Genomic DNA, 21,878 nt, shown 5'->3' with positions numbered 1-21,878 from the left:
AGAAACAACTAAGCCCCGTAAGTGCCTTATTACTATTTTTAACAATAATTTTGATCGTTTTGTGCTTAAACGATCAAAATTATTATCTTATTGTTATTCATTTGGCTTTGCTTAGTTAAGCGCTACTTGCTGGTTCTATAAGAGTGGCTTCCTTACCGCACTTAGCTACACGCTGCCATTTATTCTATCCCTCTACTTCTACACCATGATTTTGATAGCAGACGGTGGTTCCACCAAAACCACTTGGTGCCTAGTTGACGGCCTCGCCACTCGCTCGTTCTTTCACACGGAAGGCTACAACCCGGAGTTTATTGACACGGCTGGTATCGTTGCTTCGCTGCACCAAAACTTGCCGAGTACACTTGCCACGCCTGATATCGCCGAACTCTATTACTACGGCGCGAGCGTAGTGTCCCCACTGCAAGTAGCGACGGTGACCCATGGCATGCAGGCGGTGTTCAAGCAAGCCCGAGTGTTTGTAGGACACGACTTATTGGCGGCCGCGCGGGCGCTGCTCGGTCAGGAATCGGGGTTTGCGGCTATTCTGGGAACGGGCACCAACTCGTGCATTTATAATGGGGTGCGTGTTACGCACAATGTGGACTCGCTCGGGTATTTCCTTGGGGACGAGGGCAGCGGGGCTTTTATTGGCAAGGGACTGTTGCGAGACTACTTGCGCGGGCAGATGCCCGCTAGCTTAGCCGCAAACTTTCATAGAACGTACAGTTTAGAGCGCGATACTATTCTAGACCACCTATACAACCGGCCCTTCCCGAACCGATTCATCGCCAACTTTGCCAAGTTTGCCTACGAGCACTACTACAACAGCTACTGCCAACAATTGGTGAAAGAAGCGTTTACCTTATTCTTTCGAAATATTATCAGCCTGTACCCAGACTACTCGTCCTACACCTTCAACTGTGTGGGGTCCGTGGGGTACCATTTCCGCGATGCGTTGACCGAGGTGGCCACCACGCACGGCATGAAAGTCGGCAAAATCATCTCTTCACCCATCGACGACTTAGTTTCCTACCACCTAGCGGTTGCCCCCTGAACTTGGTTGTTTTCCACCCTTTTCCAACGAGTGGTTAACCTCTCTCAGGTATACTATAGTAGTGCGTGGCACTCTGGTATCAGGTTGTCTAGGTGGCCCTACACCTACTAACCACCTTGCAACAGAGCACCCTTACTTTGGCTCTGCATCGGTCTTATCTTAGCTTACCCTTGTTTCTGCTCCAGTTTATCTTGGCAGCCTGCCAAAGATAAGTTGCTGCTGCGCTTCGGCTACTGGAATAGCGTCTTGCCGCGTAACAGCACGCGTAGGCCCTTACGCTTAAGTGACAGATTAGGCACCATGCTACCTTGATCTTGCAACCGGCTTTTGTAGGCCATCAGCAGGTCGCGGTAGGTAACGACGCCTGTTACCTGCGCCTGTTTGCCGGAGGAAAGGACGGGTAGCACGTCGACGTTTTCGCGGGCCATACGTTCCACCACGGTGCGTAGCGTATCGGTGGCCAGTACCGTGCGGAAGGAGGCTGCAGCAAGGTGCTGATGGGCACATGCTCGTCGGCCTGCCAGCTGGTTAGAGCCACGGTGCTGAGTAAGCCAGCTAAAGTACCACACGTACTCGGGGAAGCCAGGCCGTATTCCAGCCCGCGTAAGTCAGCCACCAAGTGGTGCTCTTCCACAAAATTGCGGGTGATTTCGTCGCCCTTGTTGCTGTAGTAGCAAATCCGCAAGACCCCTTCCAGCAGAAACCCTACCTGTCGGCTTATCTGGCCCGCCTCCAGAAAGTAAGCATCCTTAGGCAAGGTCAAGGTCGTGGTTTTGCTGGCAATCAAATCTAGTTGCCGCTGGTTCAGCGACCCGAATTGCAAGAGGTAGGCAAAGAGTTCATCCATAGGGGGCAAGTTAGGCGGCCACAGGGAGGTGGAACTTGTCATTTGGCAAAAAAGGCGGCTAGAATCCTGCGAAACAGGCCGACGAATACAGCTCGATACATACAAGAATCAAAGTTTTCCCCTACCTCAGTAGTTTCTGCGCATACTTAGCTTCTTACGAGGCCCCAGGTTGCGCAGTCAAGATTATGCAGAAGCTCGGTTGCCTGCTGAATCGCTAGATGTTGATTCCTGCGGCTGTAGGGTTTGTTGCTTAGTTATGCACTGTTTGCTCCCGTTGCCAATGGTATCTTGCTACCACGGTCATCTGCCATAACAGTTCCTTTTCCGTTTCTGCGCATGAAAAAACTGCTTCTTTCCGCTACCTTATTACTTGCCACTGCTGCCGTGTCTGAGGCCCAGGAATTCAAATACCAAACGCCCCCCAAAGCCATTCAGGACCTGTTGCTGGCGCCTCCCACGCCCCGCGTGAGCTTAACTTCCGACGGCCGCACGTTGGCCTTGTTGCAAGTTCAAGATTTTCCCACGGTAGCTGAGTTGGCCCAGCCAGAACTCCGTTTGGCTGGCTTGCGCTTCAATCCGCGCACCAACGGCCCCAGCCGTGTCAGCTATGCGGTGGGCATCAAGCTCAAAAAGCTACCCAACGGCCCCGAAATCGACGTAAAGGGCCTCCCGCCGCAGGCCCGCATCAGCGGCATCAGCTGGTCGCCCGACAACAAAACGATGGCTTTTGCCCTCACTACGCCTGGCTCCGGCTCGGACGGGCGGGTGGAGCTGTGGGTGGCCGACGTGGCCACGGCCACAGCTCGCCGCCTACTGAACACCCCACTCAACGATGCTTTCGGAACCTCTTTTGAGTGGGTATCCGACAGCAAAACCCTGCTGGCGCGTACCGTACCGGCCGGCCGCGGTTCTGCCCCGGCCGCCGATGCGGCCCCCACCGGGCCCGCCGTGCAAGAAAGTAGCGGTAAAAAGTCGGGAGCCCGCACCTACCAAGACTTGCTGAAAAACCCCGCCGATGAACGGCTATTCGACTACTACGCCACTTCGCAGCTCGTGAAAGTGAGTTTAGCAGACGGTCAGGCGCAGCCCTTAGGGCAGCCAGGGGTTATCCAAACCGCGTCGCCCTCGCCCGATGGCAAATACGTGTTGCTGCGCACTCGTCACCGGCCGTACTCCTACCTGCTCCCGCTAAGTAGTTTCCCGCAGCGCATCGATGTACTGGACGTGGGTAGCGGGGCGCTAGTGAAAACCGTGGCCGACCTGCCGCTGGCCGACAACGTACCCACCAATTTCGATGCTGTAGCCACCGGCCCGCGGGGCCATTCCTGGCGCGCCGACGAGCCAGCCACCATTGCCTATGCCGAAGCGCAGGATGGCGGCGACCCCAAGGTGAAAGCCGATATTCGAGACAAGCTCTATACCCTGAGTGCGCCGTTTGCAGGTGCTGCGCAGGAGCTGGCGGCGTTGCCTATGCGCTTTGCGGGCCTTACCTGGGGCAACAATAAGCTTGCCCTGGCCGATGGCTACCGGTGGGCCGACCGTCACCAAACTACCTGGCAACTCAACCCTAGCACCCCGGGCGCACCGCTTCAGGTGCTCTTCGACGGCTCGGAGCAAGACACCTACAAAAATCCCGGCACGCCTTATGAACACCGCAACGCCCAGGGCAAGTCAGTGCTACTCACCGGCGGCCCCTCGGGTCAGAGCATTTATCTGCTCGGGCAAGGCGCTTCCCCCGAAGGCGACCGTCCATTTGTGGACGAACTAAATCTATCCACCAAGAAAACCACCCGTTGGTGGCGTTCCGAAGCGCCGGTTTATGAAATTCCGGTGGCCATTCTGGATGCCAGCGGTCAGCACCGCGACCTGCTTACCCGCCGCGAGTCATTGAACGACAATCCGAATTACTTCCTGCGCGACGCCACCAAAAAAGACAAGCTGACGGCCGTTACTAAATTCGCGAATCCGTACGCTAGCTTCGGCGGCAGCTTCAAGAAGCAGGTGCTGCACTATAAGCGCGCCGACGGGGTGGACTTAACGGCCGACCTGTATTTGCCCCAGAAGTACAAGAAAACCGACGGTCCGCTGCCCACGCTAATGGAGGCGTATCCCGTTGAATTCAAAGACAAAAGCAATGCCGGGCAAGTGAGCGGCTCCCCTTACACGTTCACGCGGCTGAGTTGGGCCTCCCCCGTGTACTGGGTGACGCAAGGCTACGCGGTATTAGCCAATGCCAGCATTCCGATTGTAGGCGAGGGTAACAAAGAACCTAACGACACCTACACCGAGCAGCTAGTGAGCAGCGCCAAAGCCGCCATCGACGAAGGCGCCCGCCTCGGTGTGGTGGATGCCAACCGCGTGGCCGTAATGGGCCACAGTTACGGGGCCTTCATGACCGCCAATTTACTCTCGCACTCCAACTTGTTCAAGGCCGGTATTGCTCGCAGTGGCGCTTACAATCGCACGCTTACTCCGTTCGGCTTCCAAGGGGAAGAACGCACGTTCTGGCAGGCCCCGGAAGTATATAATGCTATGTCGCCGTTCAACTTTGCCGATAAAATGAAGACGCCTATTCTGCTCATTCACGGCGAAGCCGACAATAACTCTGGCACCTTCCCTATCCAGAGCGAGCGGTACTATGCCGCGCTAAAAGGCCAGGGCGCCACGGCCCGTTACGTAGTACTTCCTGCTGAATCGCACGGCTACGCTGCCCGCGAAAACTTGCTTCACATGCTGTGGGAAATGGATTCGTGGCTAAACAAGTACGTGAAAGCTCCGGCGCCTGCCAACTAAAGCGCACGGAATACCTATTGTCAAAAGACCGAAAAGCCTGGCACTGCCTCACAGCAGCCAGGCTTTTTTGCTGTCTGTTCTAATCTGTATTGAAGACAGAACACCTAACCCAATTTGAAAACCGTTCCCCGACTGAAGAGCAGGAGGACCTTCAGCTCGTTTTAGCCGCCTCTACCCTGCAAGCGAATGTTAATGATTGTTAAAGCCGCGGTCAGTCCAGGGGCGAGTGCGTAGTTTCAGGGGTTTCTCTTTGTTTGCTGCTATGACCTGTCGTTTCTTTCTGTTGTTCGGCTTGCTGGCAACCTGCTTGCTCGCAACCTATAGCGCACAGGCCCAACAAGCATTCGGTACCATTGGGGCACTGTTCAGGATTCGCTGAGCCACCAGCCCCTCGCCTTCGCGACGGTTGTGCTCTTACCTACTGCTCCCGCTGACCCCGCGTTGGCCTCTGGTACCACCAACGAGTTCGGCGTCTTTACTTTGGTGCACCTGCCACCCGGCACCTTTCGGCTTCATGTCAGCTTGCTGGGCTACCAAGCCCACGGGCAAGTAGTGACGGTTTCAACGGCCGCCGTAGCCCTGCCGACCATTCAACTTACTCCCTTCACGCAGAAGCTAGCAGAAGTGGTGGTTTCAACTCAGCAACCGCTGCTGGAAGAGCGCGTGGACCGCACAATATACCATGCCGAAAACGACCCAACAACCCGAGGCGGTGACGCTACGGACGTTCTTAAGCGCGTACCACTGCTTAGTGTAGACCTCGAGGGCAACGTGAGTTTGCGCGGTAGTCAAAATATCCGCGTGCTGATCAACAATAAGCCTTCGACCATTACGGCTAACAGCATTGCCGATGGCTTGCGCCAAATCCCCGCCGACCAGATCAAGACAGTAGAAGTCATCACGTCGCCCTCCGCCAAATACGATGCTGAAGGGTCCGCCGGCATTATCAACATCGTAACCAAAACCAACACTCTGCGTGGCGGCCAACTGAGTTTGGATGGCAGCGGCGGTACCCGCTCGGGCACGCTGAACCTGAACGGAAGCTACCGCACCGGCAAAATGGGGTTTGCGCTAGGCGGCTTCGGCCGGGCCGGCTACAACACACCGGGCCGTTTCGAAAACGCCCAGCAAACGACCAACCCAGCGACGGGTTTGCAAATCCAATCCACCCAGGCTGCCACCACACGCCAGAACCAGCTATTCGGCCGCTATACCCTGAGCTGGGACTACGACCTAAACGCGCATAACTCACTGGCTGCTTCCCTGGTCTACGGCACGCGCAACGCCACCAACTACCAAGACGCCCTAGCTACCGGCACCACCCCACTGGCAACGGGCAATACCGCCACCTCGGTGCGCAACGTGAAAACAACCGACGAGTCGGGCACAATCGATGCTAGTTTGAGTTACACCTATACCTACGCGGCGCCCCAGCGCGAATTGAGTTTCTTAGCGCTATTTAGCCGCAACAACCGCACCTACGACTTTGTCAACGATATCTACGCGGCCAGTGAGAGCAACTCGATAGGCCTCTCGGGCAACGACAACCCTAGTGTTAACCAAGAAATAACGGTTCAAACGGACTACCAAACCCCCACACTGAAAAATCATCTTCTGGAAATCGGGGTGAAGAACATCAAGCGAACCGTACAGAGCGACTACCACTATTATGGCTTTTTGGCGCTCTCGCAATCCAACAATTCCTTCCACTACGACCAAAATGTAGCGGCGGGCTATATGGCTTATACCATGGCCCTGCCTCACAACTTCACCCTTAAACCGGGCGTGCGCTACGAGTACACCGGTATTGCGGCAGATTACGGCAGTAGCGCGGTAGGCGACATTCCTAGCTACGGACTACTGGTGCCTAGCGTGAATCTGTTGCACAAACTTGCCAACGGCAACGCGCTGCGGTTGGCTTATAACCGACGCATCCAGCGCCCTTCCCTGCAATTTCTCAACCCGAACTTGCAAGCCGCTAATCCTCTGGTGCAAACGCAAGGCAACCCGTTGCTGCGCCCCGAATACACCAATAACTATGAGCTGGGATACAGCACCCTCCTGCACCAGGCCAACCTGAATTTCAGCGCCTTTGTACGTACGACCACGGGCTCCATCCAGTCGGTGCGCACGCCCCTGGGTGAGGCGAACTACCCCGGCGCAGTGCTGATTAGCTACGACAATATCGGGCAGGAAAGCGCCTACGGCGGTAGTGGATTTGCTGGCCTCAACATCAGCCAGAAATTTAGCTTCAACGGGGGAGTTGACACCTACTATCTGGTGCTGCAAAACAAGGTAGCCGACCCCACCTACGCGGCCCGCCAAGCGGGTCTGGTGCTAGCCGGCCGCTTGTATGGAAGCTATGCATTGCCTAAGGATTGGGGTTTACAGGTGTTCGGGTACTACCGCGGGCAACAGGTGCAGTTGCAAGGCTCGCAAAGCAACTTCGCCCTCTACAGCATGAGTATCAAGCACGACTTTGCCCAAAAGAAAGGTAGTCTCGGCCTCGGGGCGGAAAACTTCTTTTCGCCGCGCAACACGGTGCGTAGCGACATCGCAAGTCCGTTTCTCACCCAAAGCAGCCGCACGGTGCAGCATCTGACGAGCTTTAAAGTGTACTTCAGTTATCGCATCGGAAAGCTAACCGCGGAACCACGCCCTCATAAGAACGTGCAAAACAACGATTTAAAAACCGAGGAAAACGGCGGAGGCAGTCAGGGTACGGGCAGCACGCCTGATGCCACTCGGCCCGCCACTCCCGCGCCGGCTCCTGTACCTGTCAGCCCACCCAAAACGAACGGTCCTGCCGGGGCAACCTCTCCGTTGGTCCCAGCAACGGGTACGTCTACGCAACTGCCTGTTCCCCGGTTCCGGCTACTCCCTCACCCAGCCGCTCAATCACCCCACCCGTGCCACCCCGTAACTGATTTGCTACGCTCATAGAGACGCCTTTGCCGGGCACAATAGCATCACACTAGACAGTAGTACGCCCGGCCAGCAGCCCTAGCAGACGGCCTTAATTAGGGGTTGCTCATGCCTCCTCTTACTGGCGGTTAAAACTGGTCGGACACCTTAGCTGCCAACGTGCCGTATGTACAGTGCAGTCTTGCTTCTACCTTCACTTCACTCTCTATGGCTCCTGTTTCCAACACCACTCAGCCGCAACACGTGGCCCGTGCCCTACTGGCCACGTTTATGATCGGTGCCGGGGCAGCACACCTCACCTTCGCCCGGCAAGCCTTTCAGGCCCAGGTACCCGATTGGGTACCTCTGGACAAGGACACCGTCGTGCTCCAATCGGGCGTTGTTGAAATTGGGTTGGGGCTGGCCTTGCTGCTCTGGAAGCGGCGGCGAGTTGAGATGGGACTAGGTTTGGCCGCTTTCTATGCACTCGTGTTTCCGGGCAACGTGCACCAATACACCCACCACCTCTCCGCTTTCGGTCTCGACACCGATGCTAAACGACTAGGACGCTTGTTTTTCCAGCCTGTGCTGATGGGCTGGGCTCTCTGGTCGACCGGCGCCTTGCAGCAAAAAAGGCTGGAAAAGTAAGGGGTAAACTGTAATATTTTGAAGCTCGAGGTACAATAGAACAGTATGCGGCAGGCGAATAACAAGCCTTTTTACGGCGATTAAAGACTGCTACTAGCCAATCATTATGCCGTCCGCAAAGTCCATTGTGCCCTGATTCAATATAGTGGCAAGTGGTAATTAATAATGGAGTTTTTCCTAAAGATTACCATTGCCTTTGTAGCCAATAGCGCAAACACTGCTAGGTAAGGGGTAGCAGTAGGCATACTATGCTTATTGAATAATATTTATATGATTTAACATTTCTTTTATTAATACTTCCATATATTTATCCTTTAAACAGGAAAAACTATGGAAGACCAATATCCAAAAGCCATAAAAGAAATAGAATATCTAGCAGTTGGGGTAGCTAGCTGCGTTTTACTGCTTACCTGTATAGTTATACAGCTTGTTGTTTGATCGTAATCTGCGACGGGTGCAACTTAAAATCTATACGTAGCTCAGGTTCAACTGATTCCAGTTGCAAATTTCTCAACGACTTCCTGGTCAAGGGAGAAGTCAAGGTCGTTCAAGAGCAACTAAAGGCTATCTCAAATCTTCTGAATTCATACCGAGGAAGTTTTAATACTGTAAATCATTATGCTTCCCGTAAATGTTCGCGAATCATCATCGGCAATGGTGCCATCTTCACTGGTCCGTCGGCTCCGGACAGGTAGATCTTAATTTTTGATGCTTTACTCCTTTGTCTGAATTTGCTCCTGATTCTTTTAATCTGGAACGCTCCAATCAACTGGCAGCATCCAAAACAGGAAATTGAGGCGCCTAAGTAGACGCATTTTGAGGGCGGTGTTTCAGCTAATAAATTCCGGACTTAAAGCGCAGTGACTTGTATGTTCGGAGGACATAACGCATGAGTAATTGGAACTCCGCAGAGTGTCGAACAAACGGCATTACCCTCCACTATACCCGAACCGGGGCCAACAAACCACCCGTCATTCTACTCCACGGCTTGATGCTAAATGGCTTGTGTTGGACTGAGTTAGCCCAGGCATTGGCGCAAGACTATGACGTTATCATGCCCGACGCCCGGGGTCATGGTCAGTCGAGCACACCTGCATCTGGCTACCGATACGAGGACCATGCATCTGATATTGGTGGGTTGATCAAGGCTCTCAAACTGCCACCGCCCTTCCTGCTCGGCCATTCTATGGGCGGAATGACGGCTGCCGTAGTAGCCAGCCGTGACTTGCTTCCACTCCGGGGCTTGATTCTAGCAGATCCAACCTTTTTGAGCCTAGCAGTTCAGCAGGAAGTATATGCTAGCGACGTGGCCGATCAGCACCGGAACATGCTCACGAAGTCTTTAGAGGAAATCATGGCCGAAGCACAGGTCAGACACCCTACCCGCTCGACGCAAATGTTAGAACTAGTTGCGCGGGCACGCCTGCAAACCAGTCTGCGTGCCTTCGATGTTCTCACTCCACCTAACCCCGATTACAAGCAACTGATGCGGAAAATTACGGTTCCCAGTCTTCTTATATTCGGGGATAAAGGAGTGATTTCAGGTGCGGTAGCCGAGGAACTGCAAACGCTTAATTCTGCCTTGCAAGTTCAACAAATCCGGGAAGCGGGCCACGCGCTCCACTTCGACCAGCCCAAACGCTTCGCAACCATAGTCAAAGGCTTCCTTCATTCCATCTAAGCAGGTGATTTACGAACGTCGTACATGAATCCTTTGCCCGCTCTTGCTGTACAACTTTAACGAGAGGGGGTTCTTTTGGAATATACTTTTCCATGTCTTGCATCTAGTCCCCAATTTAAGTTAGTTGCAGTTTGGAGAGAATACCAAGGACCATTCAAGCGGTGTTAGATAGCTACTCCTCTGTCAGGTTGCTGGCATGCACTGCGGCCTAATAAAATATGATAAATGCTTCTACCAGCCGGAATTTGATAGCACCTTTGAGGTCCTTTTTCAAGAGCCGCAAGGAATGAACGCAACCGAGCAAGAAGAGCGAGAATACCTAGAAGAAATCAAGGAGAAACTTACCTTGGCTATCAGGCGGGTGGATGACGCCGTCAAACAGTTTTCTACCGAGCTCCGGCAGAAAAAAGAGTATATCCACGAGCATCAGTCGGGCATGGACGACGCCGACATGGTTGCCGCCGGCCAATCCATCAACCGGATGGCGTTTACTGGTGAGGCTGCCGTGACCCGCAAACGCAACCTCTTCAAGCTAAGTCAATCCCCGTACTTTGGCCGCCTCGATTTTGTCACCAAGGACCAAGTAAAATCGCCGGTCTATATCGGCGTGCATTCCTTCTTCGACGAGCAACAGCGCCTGAACTTAATCTACGATTGGCGTGCTCCAATTTCTTCGCTTTTCTATGATTATGAATTGGGAGAAGCCTCCTACACCACTCCGTCCGGAACCGTCCAGGGTCGCATCGAGCTAAAGCGGCAATACAAGATCCGCGACGGTCGCATGGAGTTCATGATCGAAAACGACGTCAACATTCACGACGACGTGCTGCAGCGCGAATTGGCCAAGTCCTCGGACGACAAGATGAAGAACATTGTCGCCACCATTCAGCGCGACCAGAACGCGGTGATCCGCAACGAAACCGCGCCGGTAATGGTCATCCAGGGCGTAGCCGGCTCCGGTAAAACGTCGATTGCTTTACACCGCATTGCGTTCCTACTGTATCGCTTCCGGGAAACTATTGCGGCCAAAGACATCCTGATTATCTCGCCCAATAAAGTCTTCGCCGACTATATCTCCAACGTCTTGCCCGAGCTTGGGGAAGAGCACATCCCGGAAATGGGCATGGAAGAATTGGCCGTCGACTTGCTTGAAAATAGGTATCAGTTTCAGACTTTCTTCGAACAGGTGTCGGCATTGCTGGAAAACCACAATTCCGCGTTTATCGAGCGCATCCAATTCAAATCCTCATTCGAGTTCCTCAGCAAGCTCAATCAATACCTGCTACACGTGGAGAACAACTACTTCACCGTAACCGAGCTTCGGGTTGGCAGAACCGTAGTTCCAGTCGCCGTTATACAGCAGAAATTCAGAACCTACCACCGAGTGCCGCTCCTCAAGCGCTTTCCGCTGGTAGCAAACGATATACGGGCTTACGTGCGCGATGCCGCCGGCCGCAAGCTAACGGGGCAGGAAAAAGCCACGATTGGGGAGGCTATTCCCCGCATGTTCAAGTTTCACCAGGTATTGGACCTGTATCGGGATTTTTTCCGGTGGATCGGGAAGCCCGAACTGCTAAAGCTCGACCACCACCTCCGCTTAGAGTATGCCGATGTTTTTGCTTTGATTTACTTGCGCATACGCCTGGAAGGCAGCACCACCTACGATCAGGTAAAGCACTTGCTAGTGGATGAAATGCAGGATTACACCCCGGTGCAATATGCTGTTTTGTCCCGGTTGTTTTTGTGTCGCAAGACCATCCTGGGCGACGTAAGTCAGACTGTAAATCCTTACAGTGCTTCCTCTGCCGAAACCATCGAACGAGTATTCCCGCAGGCCGACGTGGTTAAGCTATACCGCAGCTACCGCTCTACCGTCGAGATTACAGCTTTCGCGCAGCGCATTACACCGAATCCGCACATCATCCCGCTGGAAAGGCACGGTCAGGAGCCCGCACTACGGTACTGCAACGGCCAGCGAGAGGAATTGGCGGCCCTTCAACAACTGATTGCTGATTTTAAAATCTCCGGAAATAATTCGCTTGGCATCATCTGCAAAACTCTCCGGCAAGCCGAGCAGACGTACCAAGCACTTCAAGCGCCCGACGTTCAATTGCTTACGGAAGAGTCCACGTCTTTCAAAGAAGGGGTTATTCTGACCACGGCCCATCTGGCGAAAGGACTTGAATTTGATGCGGTGGTGGTGCCCTTTGCTTCCGCGCAGAATTATAAAACGGAGGTCGATAAGAGCATGCTGTATGTAGCGTGCACTCGCGCTATGCACCAACTCACGTTGACGTACTCTGGTGCTATTACCGCTTTCTTATCCGCTTAAATATCATATTGTCAACTAGTTGGCAAGCGGCGCTTAATCATGTGTAGGACCTTGTGTTTGGTTACCTTCTTTCCCGGCTACAAGGTATATCAAGCGCTTCTCGGAAATTCAACCTGTTAGCGTATGCACTATAGCTAAAGCCGACAACGCGTCTTATCACGCCTGCTTAGCTACTAAACTAAACAGACGGTAGAGTCAAGCAAGCACCTACGCAGGCCGATCCAGTGTTGGGAAATGGGTGTTTCTCCTTTGCTCTACGAGCATGCAAGCGACCGAAAAGTGGGAAAAGCGCTAGTTCGTCATTCACGGACTACTGTTTTTCGTTAGCAGATTCCAAACACCCCTTTCGGTTGTTTGCTAACGGCGCATGCGACATTACCTCCCCATTGAAGATTACGGCTTGATTGGCAACCTGCATACGGTGGCACTGGTCTCGCGTACCGGGTCTATTGACTATCTGCCTTTTACCCGCTTCGACTCGCCCACCATTTTCGCCGCGCTGCTCGACAAGGACAAAGGCGGCTATTGGCAACTGGCCCCCGTACGAACCGACGTGCGCTACCAGCAGCAGTATTTGCCTGATACGGGGGTGCTGCTCACCCGCTTTTTCACGCCCGAGGGCATGGCCGAAATAACCGACTTTATGCCCGTCAAGCATCCAGACCAACCCAGCGCCCTGGTGCGGACATTGCGCGTGCTCAAGGGCGAAATTGCTTTCCGTATGGAGCTGCGGCCCCGTTTCGACTATGCTCGCGCCCCGCATGAAACCGAGCAGCAAGCCGAAGCCCTGCTTTTCCGCAGCACTGGTCCCGATGGGCACCAGTTCCGCTTGCTGAGTAGTCAGCCCCTGACGCTGCGGCTAGGAGACGTAACCGGCACCTGGACGCTGGCAGCCGGTGCCGAGGCTTCCTTCGTATTGGAAGAAGTATTACCAGACCCTGAGGAAGGCCCTCCGCTCGAACTGGCGTACTACGCGGGGCCTGCCTTCGAGGAAACAATGTCGTTTTGGCAACAATGGGCCGACAGTTCCTCTTACTCGGGCCGTTGGCGCGAAACCGTGCTGCGCTCGGCTATCACGCTCAAGCTGCTTACCTGCCAACAGTACGGTTCTACGGTAGCCGCTGCCACCTTTGGCTTGCCCGCCACCATTGGGGCCGGCCGTAACTGGGACTACCGCTACACTTGGATCCGCGATACGGCTTTCACCATGTACGCCTTTTTGCGGTTAGGCTTTACCGAGGAAGCCAAAGGCTTTATCCGTTGGCTAATGGACCGGTGCGAATCCATGGAAGACGCCTCGGAGCTACAACTACTTTATGCCGTTGATGGCTCTTCGCAGCTCGATGAGTTGGTGCTCGACCACTTGGAAGGCTACCGCAAATCGGCCCCGGTACGTATTGGCAACGCGGCGGCGCAGCAGTTCCAACTCGATATCTACGGCGAGCTGATCGATACTATTTACCTCTACAACAAGGATGGTGGACCCATTACGTATGCCTTTTGGCAGTACGTAAGTCGGTTCGTGGATTATGTAGCCGCCAACTGGCAGCGCCCCGACCAAGGAATTTGGGAAGTGCGCTCGGCGCAGCAAGAGTTTATTTACTCGAAAATTATGGCCTGGGTGGCGCTCGACCGCGGCATACTCATTGCCCAAACCCGTTCGTTTCCGGCCCCGCTCGAAGAATGGCGCCGTACCCGCGACGCCATTTACCAGGATGTGTACGACAACTATTGGAACCCGGATCTGCAGGCCTTCGTGCAGTATCGGGGCGCCGACGTGCTGGATGCGGCCGTACTTCTTATGCCCTTAGTGCACATGTTTAGCCCGGCCGAACCCCGCTGGCTTTCGACACTCAAGGCAGTGGAAGAACAACTGGTAACTGATTCGCTAGTGTATCGCTACAAACTGACCGACGGTGCCGACGATGGGCTGAGTGGTGAAGAAGGCACATTTAGCATCTGTTCGTTCTGGTACATCGAGTGCTTGGCCCGAGGCGGACAAGTGGCTAAAGCCCGTCTTTATTTTGAAAAAATGCTCGGCTATGCCAACCATCTGGGCTTATACTCCGAGCAACTGGGCACGCAAGGCGAGCAACTAGGCAACTTTCCGCAAGCCTTCACACACTTGGCCCTAATCAGCGCCGCTTACCAGCTTAACCGCGACCTATCTAGTCCCCACGACCAAACCACGCCCCACGCTCGCTGGTACGTCTAAACACATTGACGACCAAGCTAAACTACTTAAGCCGTTGAACCACATTCGGATTGTTGGATTGCTTTAGCTCGAACCTATCCGGTAGCTGTGCGTTTGTATCGGCTACGGCAATGCGGGCACGGAAAGCCAAGCAGTGAGACCCGCTAATTCCATTAGGTGGTAGGTATATGAAACTTTTTAACTGCACGCACTGTGCGCAGCTGGTTTACTTTGAAAATGACTTATGCGAGCGGTGTTCCTACCCTTTGGGATTAGACGTAGAGCGGTTGCAAATCGTAGCGCTTGAAAAGCACGACGAGCAAACTTATACCCAGTACGGTCAAGCGGATCAAGCCACTTACACTTATTGTGCTAATCATGCCTACCACGCTTGCAACTGGCTAGTTCCCACGAGTAGTAACGAGTTGTACTGCCGGGCCTGCATCCTAAACCGCACTATTCCCCAGCTAAACGAGCCAGAGCATATCACCCGCTGGCAAACCTTGGAAACCGGTAAACACCGTTTGGTATTCAGTTTGTTGCAAATGGGCTTGCCTGTAGTTAGCAAAACTGAGAGCCTGGAAACTGGTCTAGCCTTCGACTTTTTAGCCGACGCTCCCAACCCCGGAGCCCCAAAAGTGATGACCGGTCACGACAACGGCTTAATCACCATCAATATCAAGGAAGCCGATGACGTGGAGCGCGAGATGGCGCGCAAAAACATGGACGAAGTGTATCGCACCGTCCTGGGTCATTTTCGGCACGAAGTAGGTCATTACTACTGGGACCGCCTCATTGCCGACTCACCTACTCTGTTAACTGAATGCCGCCAACTGTTCGGCGACGATCGAGCCGATTACGGTGAAGCCCTCCAAAAGCACTATGCCGAAGGTCCGCCTACCGACTGGCGGCAGCAGTACATCAGTGCGTATGCTACCACGCACCCTTGGGAAGATTGGGCCGAAACCTGGGCGCACTACCTACACATAGTTGACACCCTGCAAACAGCTTCAGCATTCGGTTTACGCGTGCGTCCCCAAGCCAGCAGCATCGCCGACAACCTGACAGCAGCTATCACCGAGGATCCCTATCAAACCGAAAACTTCGACGATATTATGCGGCAGTGGTTGCCCTTGTCGTTGGCTCTAAATAGTCTCAACCGCAGTATGGGGTTGCGAGATGTATACCCGTTCGTTGTCACGCCTCCGGTAATCGAAAAGCTAACTTTTATTCACCGAGTGTGCCATCAGGTAGGAGATACTAAAGAGTAGCGCCTTGTTGTCACTTCTAATAATAGCCTCTGAGATAGAAGATTGTTCGCCTTTCGATAAAGAAATCACGCTAGGCTAAACGCAAACCGCCCCTCAACGGCACGGAGCCGGAGGGGCGGACAAGCACTCTACTAGGTAAGGTTGGCGGCGACCGACTCTCCCACCGATGAAGGCAGTACCATAGGCGCTCCGGGGCTTAACGACTCTGTTCGGAATGGGAAGAGGTGAACACCCGGGCTAAAGCCACCATTACTGGCAACCGGTCGTCCCTTACGAAACTCGACAACCGGCCTATATCATTGACACAAGGACAAGAGAGAAAAAAAGTACCCCATGTAAGGAGTCTGTACTGCTAGAAGCGTTCGAGTCATTAGTACGGGTCAGCTGTGGCATTCCGGCCTCTACACTTCCCGCCTATCCACGTGGTCATCTCCCACGACTCTTCCTATATCGGAGATCTCATCTTCAGGTGAGTTTCGCACTTAGATGCTTTCAGCGCTTATCTCATCCGAGCGTCGCTACCCGGCGCTGCAGCTGGCGCCACAACCGGTACACGAGCGGCTCGTCCAACTCGGTCCTCTCGTACTAAAGTCAGGTCCTGTCAAATCTCCAACGCCCACCACAGATAGGGACCGAACTGTCTCACGACGTTCTGAACCCAGCTCGCGTGCCACTTTAATCGGCGAACAGCCGAACCCTTGGGACCTTCTCCAGCCCCAGGACGTGACGAGCCGACATCGAGGTGCCAAACCTCCCCGTCGATATGAGCTCTTGGGGGAGATCAGCCTGTTATCCCCGGCGTACCTTTTATCCTTTGAGCGATGGCCCTTCCATGCGGAACCACCGGATCACTATATCCGTCTTTCGACCCTGCTCGGCTTGTGGGCCTCACAGTCAAGCCCGCTTCTGCTATTGCGCTCTACGTCCGGTTACCAAGCGGACTGAGCGGACCTTTGAAAGCCTCCGATACGCTTTTGGAGGCGACCACCCCAGTCAAACTACCCAGCAGACACTGTTTCCGTATTCCAGATTAGGCACCAAACAACACAAGGGTGGTATTTCAACGGCGACTCCCCAAGACCTAGCGGCCCTGGCTCAACGTCTCCCACCTATGCTACACATGTGTTGTCCAGCGTCAATGTCAACCTATAGTAAAGGTGCACGGGGTCTTTCCGTCCCGTGGCGGGTACTCGGCATCTTCACCGAGACTACAATTTCACCGAGCTCACCGCTGAGACAGCGCCCAGATCGTTACACCATTCGTGCAGGTCGGAACTTACCCGACAAGGAATTTCGCTACCTTAGGACCGTTATAGTTACGGCCGCCGTTTACCGGGGCTTCGATTCAAACCTTCGCCTTGCGACTAAGTTCCCCTCTTAACCTTCCGGCACCGGGCAGGTGTCAGACCTTATACTTCCGCTTGCGCGTTCGCAAAGTCATGTGTTTTTGTTAAACAGTCGCCTGGGCCTTTTCACTGCGGCTTCTCCTATTGCTAGGAGGAAGCGTCCCTTCTCCCGAAGTTACAGGACCATTTTGCCGAGTTCCTTAGCGGTGATTCACTCGAGCCCCTCAGGATGCTCTCCTTGACTACCTGTGTCGGTTTGCGGTACGGGTTATTCTTCAGTAAACGCTTAGCAGGTTTTCTTGACAGTCTGATTAGGTACACTATCCCGTTGGCCGAAGCCGCCAGGTACTATCAGGTTTCAGCAAAGTCGGCGTACTTAACTACCGTCTCTATACCTACGCCCTTTAACGAGCACTTCCGTCCGCTCGCGGTACTTTCACTCCTGCGTCACTGCATCACTCCAAAGAATAAGTGCGGGAATATCAACCCGCTGTCCATCGACGTAGCCTCTCGGCCTAGCCTTAGGTCCCGACTAACCCTGCTCCGATTAGCGTTGAGCAGGAAACCTTAGTCTATCGGGGAGGGGGTTTCTCACCCCCTTTATCGTTACTCATGCCTACATTTGCTTTTCTCGCCGCTCCAGCATGCCTGACAGCACACCTTCACCGCTGACGAGAATGCTCCCCTACCACTTAGTCTAAAGACTAAATCCATCGCTTCGGTACCGGACTTGATGCCCGCGTATTATCGATGCCCTCTCGCTCGACCAGTGAGCTGTTACGCACTCTTTAAAGGAATGGCTGCTTCCAAGCCAACCTCCTGGCTGTCAAAGCAAGTGGACCTCCTTTGTTCAACTTAGTCCGAATTTAGGGACCTTAGCGGATGGTCTGGGTTCTTTCCCTCTCGGCCTGGGACCTTAGCACCCCAAGCCTCACTGCCGGCTATATTACGTGGCATTCGGAGTTCATCAGGATTCGGTAGGCTGTGACACCCCCTAGTCCTATTGGTAGCTCTACCTCCACGTAACTCAACGCCGACGCTGTACCTAAATACATTTCGGGGAGTACGAGCTATTTCTCAGTTTGATTGGCCTTTCACCCCTACCCACAAGTCATCCAAATCCTTTTCAACGGAAACTGGTTCGGCCCTCCAGGTGGTGTTACCCAACCTTCAGCCTGCTCATGGGTAGATCACAAAGTTTCGCGTCTACCCCCCCTGACTCTGCGCCCTATTCAGACTCGCTTTCGCTGCGGCTCCAAGTCTTCAGACTTTTAACCTTGCCAGAGAGGAGTAACTCGTAGGCTCATTATGCAAAAGGCACGCCATCAGCCCACGTAAGGCCTCTGACCGCTTGTAAGCACACGGTTTCAGGTTCTTTTCACTCCGGTATTCCCGGTTCTTTTCACCTTTCCCTCACGGTACTAGTCCACTATCGGTCTCTCAGGAGTATGTAGCCTTGGCGGATGGTACCGCCGGATTCAGACGGGATTTCGCTGGTCCCGCCTTACTCAGGAGTCTGCTACCGTGCATGATCAGTTCGCTTACCGGACTCTCACCGTCTCTGGTTGACTTTCCCACGTCATTCAGCTAAAATCACACAATCAGATGTTGCAGTCCTACAACCCCGCGCTGGCCGTAACCAACCCGGTTTGGGCTTGTCCCCGTTCGCTCGCCACTACTTGGGGAATCATTGTTATTTTCTGTTCCTGCAGGTACTTAGATGTTTCAGTTCCCTGCGTTTGCCCCATCCTTCACAAGGAAGGTGGTCACTGGTCTTCAACCAGTGGGGTTGCCCCATTCGGAAATGCGTGGATCACCAGGTATGTGCCCTTCCCCACGCCTTATCGCAGCTTATCGCGTCCTTCGTCGCCTCTGAGAGCCTAGGCATCCCCGTGTGCCCTTATCTACTTCTGGTGTGCTCCCTTCCCGAAGGAAGGAAGCGACTCCTGACCACTCGCTCGAAAGCAAGCAATCAAGTATACTTTGTTTTCTCTCTTGTTACCTTACGTCAAAGAACATCTGACCTCCGATGAGGTCAATGTAGAAGCAGTGGGTTGCCCGCACTGCTTCTGTAAATCTGAATGAAGGAAAAGACAGCTTGATAAGCCGAGCGGGTAAGCCTACGGGCAACTCCGAGTCGGATTGCTCCAGAAAGGAGGTGATCCAGCCGCACCTTCCGGTACGGCTACCTTGTTACGACTTAGCCCCAGTTACCTGTTCTACCCTAACTGGCTTCTGTGACGAGCACCAGCTTCAGGTCTACCAGACTTCCATGGCTTGACGGGCGGTGTGTACAAGGCCCGGGAACGTATTCACCGCGTCATTGCTGATACGCGATTACTAGTGATTCCAGCTTCACGAAGTCGAGTTGCAGACTTCGATCCGAACTGAGAACGGCTTTCTGAGATTGGCATCACATCACTGTGTAGCGACCCTCTGTACCGTCCATTGTAGCACGTGTGTAGCCCTAGGCGTAAGGGCCATGATGACCTGACGTCGTCCCCGCCTTCCTCACTGCTTGCGCAGGCAGTCCATCTAGAGTCCCCGGCATAATCCGCTGGCAACTAAATGTAGGGGTTGCGCTCGTTGCGGGACTTAACCCAACACCTCACGGCACGAGCTGACGACGGCCATGCAGCACCTTGCTTTGTGTCCCGAAGGAAAGGCTCATCTCTGAACCGGTCACGCGCATTCTAGCCTAGGTAAGGTTCCTCGCGTATCATCGAATTAAACCACATGCTCCACCACTTGTGCGGGCCCCCGTCAATTCCTTTGAGTTTCACTCTTGCGAGCGTACTCCCCAGGTGGGATACTTACCGCTTTCGCTAAGCCAGTGACACTGTATCGCCACCAGCGAGTATCCATCGTTTACGGCGTGGACTACCAGGGTATCTAATCCTGTTCGCTCCCCACGCTTTCGTGCCTCAGTGTCAGTACCAGCCTAGTCAGCTGCCTACGCAATCGGGGTTCTGGATGCTATCTATGCATTTCACCGCTACAGCATCCATTCCGCCAACCTCGTCTGGACTCAAGCTCGCCAGTATCCAGGGCAGTTCCACAGTTGAGCTGTGGGCTTTCACCCCGGACTTAACAAGCCACCTACGCACCCTTTAAACCCAATAAATCCGGACAACGCTTGCACCCTCCGTATTACCGCGGCTGCTGGCACGGAGTTAGCCGGTGCTTATTCCTCAGGTACCGTCAGTGTACCACGCATGGTCGTTTTCTTCCCTGAGAAAAGCCGTTTACAACCCAGAAGGCCTTCATCCGGCACGCGGCATGGCTGGGTCAGGCTCTCGCCCATTGCCCAATATTCCCTACTGCTGCCTCCCGTAGGAGTCTGGCCCGTATCTCAGTGCCAGTGTGGGGGATCACCCTCTCAGGTCCCCTAAGCATCGTCGCCATGGTGGGCCGTTACCCCGCCATCTAGCTAATGCTACGCAACCCCATCCTTGACCAATAAATCTTTCCCCCGCGCCTGATGCCAGGCCCGGGAGGTATGCGGTATTAATCCGCCTTTCGGCGGGCTATCCCCCAGTCAAGGGCAGGTTGGTTACGCGTTACGCACCCGTGCGCCACTAGTGTATTGCTACACCCGTTCGACTTGCATGTATTAGGCCTGCCGCTAGCGTTCATCCTGAGCCAGGATCAAACTCTCCATTGTATAAGTACTACTTATCCCTACCTAAGTAGGGACGATGTCGAGTGCTGATCCGACTCGTGTTAACGAGTTGCCTCGTTGTCTTACGCGTCTGTTGCTTCGTCTTCACGTGCGGCGAAAACGAAGCCTTACCAATTTGTCTTTTCCAAACATTCAAAGAACGTGCGCTCGTCCCAATCGGACAAACTCAGTGGGCACCTCAACGGGCCCGGATACTCATTTTTTACCAGCGACTTCATTCAGCCACCTCTTCATCAACACCCACTAAATGGCGTTTCGTTCACCTGAAAGTCACTTTCTTTGGTTGTTGTCCGTGCCTTGGTGGTGAAGCGGGGTGCAAAGGTAGCAGTCTTTTTTCTTTTGGCAAGCAAATCAAGAAAAAATATTTTCAGCTTGTTTGACCGTCCTATTTACCTGTCTTTCTTCTCCACCTAAGCCTAGTCCCCAATAAGGCAGCTCAAGTCTCAGATCCTACCGGAGAAAGTTGCGCTACCGACTGCAGCGCTGTTCCCAAGCGGGGTGCAAAAGTAGAAAACTTTCAGCTTTTGCCAACTCGTACTCCAAGTTTTTTAAGAAAACTTTTTTTGGCCTTTTCTAGCAGATCCCTCGATTAGGGAGGTAAGAAGCAAAACCGGTGACTAGCTGGGAAGATTCCTTCTCCTCAAGATTTTTTTGAAACGTCAAGCATCTCTGAAAAAAGAGAATATAAAGTTTGTGACACTGAGCGCTTAATCAAATTAAGAGCAAGCTTTTCTCCTCAACAGTCTTAAGGCAAGGCAAAGTGGTTTAGAAGTTCCCTGAGATAAATGGCTCTGTGAATTTTTTAAAGATGAAAAGATCCTTGGACTAGTAGCTAAAGTTTGAATACACAAACCCATAAGGCTTTTAGGTTGAGTGGAGCCAAAGTTGATAAGAGTAAGCGCGGTCGGACTAGGCAACAACTCTTTGAAAAAAGTATGCTCTGTCGTATTCACTTTTACGGCTGAGGAGGACAACATTTTAGTTGAGCGCGTTGGATTATGCAGTAACCTCGCTCGTTTTACTGAGTGAGGTTATCCTACTAGCCACTGGTTATTGTCTAACAATAACCAGTGGCTAGCTCCGCGGGTGAAAGTTGCCCTGCGTACCACCTGCACTGAACCCGCTA

At 53.5% G+C, this 21,878-nt stretch carries 10 protein-coding genes and 3 rRNA genes; 8 read left to right on the top strand and 5 right to left on the bottom strand.

The genetic code is table 11. The annotated features are described in order from the left end of the window. Positions 1 to 205 precede the first annotated feature (205 nt). On the top strand, positions 206 to 1,054 hold the full coding sequence (locus MUN86_RS29245) for an N-acetylglucosamine kinase (RefSeq protein ID WP_245127435.1): 849 nt from the start codon (positions 206 to 208) through the stop codon (positions 1,052 to 1,054). A 230-nt stretch (positions 1,055 to 1,284) separates the two neighbouring features. Here MUN86_RS29245 and MUN86_RS29240 read toward each other — a convergent pair whose 3' ends face one another. Then, the gene (locus MUN86_RS29240; protein WP_245127434.1) at positions 1,285 to 1,482 is read right to left on the bottom strand and encodes a hypothetical protein; all 198 of its coding nucleotides are present in this window, start codon (positions 1,480 to 1,482) and stop codon (positions 1,285 to 1,287) included. Continuing rightward, positions 1,422 to 1,901 (bottom strand): Crp/Fnr family transcriptional regulator, encoded by a 480-nt coding sequence (locus MUN86_RS29235; protein ID WP_245127433.1) that lies wholly within the window; start codon positions 1,899 to 1,901, stop codon positions 1,422 to 1,424. Before MUN86_RS29235 ends, MUN86_RS29240 begins: the two co-directional genes overlap by 61 nt. Before the next feature lie 336 nt (positions 1,902 to 2,237). Here MUN86_RS29235 and MUN86_RS29230 point away from each other — a divergent pair, with 336 nt between their 5' ends. From MUN86_RS29230 to MUN86_RS29200, 7 genes are all read left to right on the top strand, one after another. Further along, on the top strand, positions 2,238 to 4,694 hold the full coding sequence (locus tag MUN86_RS29230) for a prolyl oligopeptidase family serine peptidase (RefSeq protein WP_245127432.1): 2,457 nt from the start codon (positions 2,238 to 2,240) through the stop codon (positions 4,692 to 4,694). A 408-nt stretch (positions 4,695 to 5,102) separates the two neighbouring features. Continuing rightward, positions 5,103 to 7,637 carry a TonB-dependent receptor gene (locus MUN86_RS29225; protein ID WP_245127431.1) on the top strand — a complete coding sequence of 845 codons (2,535 nt, stop codon included), beginning with the start codon at positions 5,103 to 5,105 and terminating at the stop codon, positions 7,635 to 7,637. 189 nt (positions 7,638 to 7,826) lie between these two features. Continuing rightward, positions 7,827 to 8,246, top strand: coding sequence for a DoxX family protein (locus MUN86_RS29220; RefSeq protein ID WP_245127543.1), 420 nt, complete (start codon positions 7,827 to 7,829; stop codon positions 8,244 to 8,246). Positions 8,247 to 9,135: 889 nt separating this feature from the next. After that, entirely contained in the window at positions 9,136 to 9,927 is a 792-nt protein-coding gene (locus MUN86_RS29215; protein WP_245127542.1) for an alpha/beta fold hydrolase, read from the top strand. 286 nt (positions 9,928 to 10,213) lie between these two features. Beyond that, complete coding sequence (locus MUN86_RS29210) at positions 10,214 to 12,259, top strand: HelD family protein (RefSeq protein WP_245127541.1); 2,046 nt, start codon at positions 10,214 to 10,216, stop codon at positions 12,257 to 12,259. Positions 12,260 to 12,626: 367 nt separating this feature from the next. Further along, positions 12,627 to 14,474, top strand: a complete 1,848-nt coding sequence (locus tag MUN86_RS29205; RefSeq protein WP_245127540.1) for a glycoside hydrolase family 15 protein — start codon at positions 12,627 to 12,629, stop codon at positions 14,472 to 14,474. Between the two features lie 167 nt (positions 14,475 to 14,641). Next, a complete protein-coding gene (locus tag MUN86_RS29200; RefSeq protein WP_245127539.1) occupies positions 14,642 to 15,724 on the top strand; it encodes a zinc-binding metallopeptidase family protein in 1,083 nt (360 codons plus the stop codon). Between the two features lie 139 nt (positions 15,725 to 15,863). Here MUN86_RS29200 and rrf read toward each other — a convergent pair. From rrf to MUN86_RS29185, 3 genes are all read right to left on the bottom strand, one after another. Next, positions 15,864 to 15,975 (bottom strand): 5S ribosomal RNA (gene rrf, locus MUN86_RS29195). Positions 15,976 to 16,074: 99 nt separating this feature from the next. Continuing rightward, positions 16,075 to 18,984 (bottom strand): 23S ribosomal RNA (locus tag MUN86_RS29190). A gap of 237 nt (positions 18,985 to 19,221) precedes the next feature. Further along, positions 19,222 to 20,734 (bottom strand): 16S ribosomal RNA (locus MUN86_RS29185). Together the 16S, 23S and 5S rRNA genes form the textbook arrangement of a ribosomal RNA operon. Positions 20,735 to 21,878 lie beyond the last annotated feature (1,144 nt).

The organism is Hymenobacter volaticus (assembly GCF_022921055.1).
In the GTDB taxonomy this organism is placed as follows: Bacteria; Bacteroidota; Bacteroidia; order Cytophagales; family Hymenobacteraceae; genus Hymenobacter; species Hymenobacter volaticus.
This window is presented reverse-complemented; position numbering and strand designations above follow the sequence as displayed.

What these genes read in the sequence shown, in the direction of transcription:
- MUN86_RS29245 (WP_245127435.1), top strand. Translation starts at nt 206, where the DNA reads ATGATTTTGATAGCAGACGGTGGTTCCACCAAAACCACTTGGTGCCTA.
- MUN86_RS29240 (WP_245127434.1), bottom strand. Translation starts at nt 1,482, where the DNA reads ATGGCCCGCGAAAACGTCGACGTGCTACCCGTCCTTTCCTCCGGCAAA.
- MUN86_RS29235 (WP_245127433.1), bottom strand. Translation starts at nt 1,901, where the DNA reads ATGGATGAACTCTTTGCCTACCTCTTGCAATTCGGGTCGCTGAACCAG.
- MUN86_RS29230 (WP_245127432.1), top strand. Translation starts at nt 2,238, where the DNA reads ATGAAAAAACTGCTTCTTTCCGCTACCTTATTACTTGCCACTGCTGCC.
- MUN86_RS29220 (WP_245127543.1), top strand. Translation starts at nt 7,827, where the DNA reads ATGGCTCCTGTTTCCAACACCACTCAGCCGCAACACGTGGCCCGTGCC.
- MUN86_RS29215 (WP_245127542.1), top strand. Translation starts at nt 9,136, where the DNA reads ATGAGTAATTGGAACTCCGCAGAGTGTCGAACAAACGGCATTACCCTC.
- MUN86_RS29210 (WP_245127541.1), top strand. Translation starts at nt 10,214, where the DNA reads ATGAACGCAACCGAGCAAGAAGAGCGAGAATACCTAGAAGAAATCAAG.
- MUN86_RS29205 (WP_245127540.1), top strand. Translation starts at nt 12,627, where the DNA reads ATGCGACATTACCTCCCCATTGAAGATTACGGCTTGATTGGCAACCTG.
- MUN86_RS29200 (WP_245127539.1), top strand. Translation starts at nt 14,642, where the DNA reads ATGAAACTTTTTAACTGCACGCACTGTGCGCAGCTGGTTTACTTTGAA.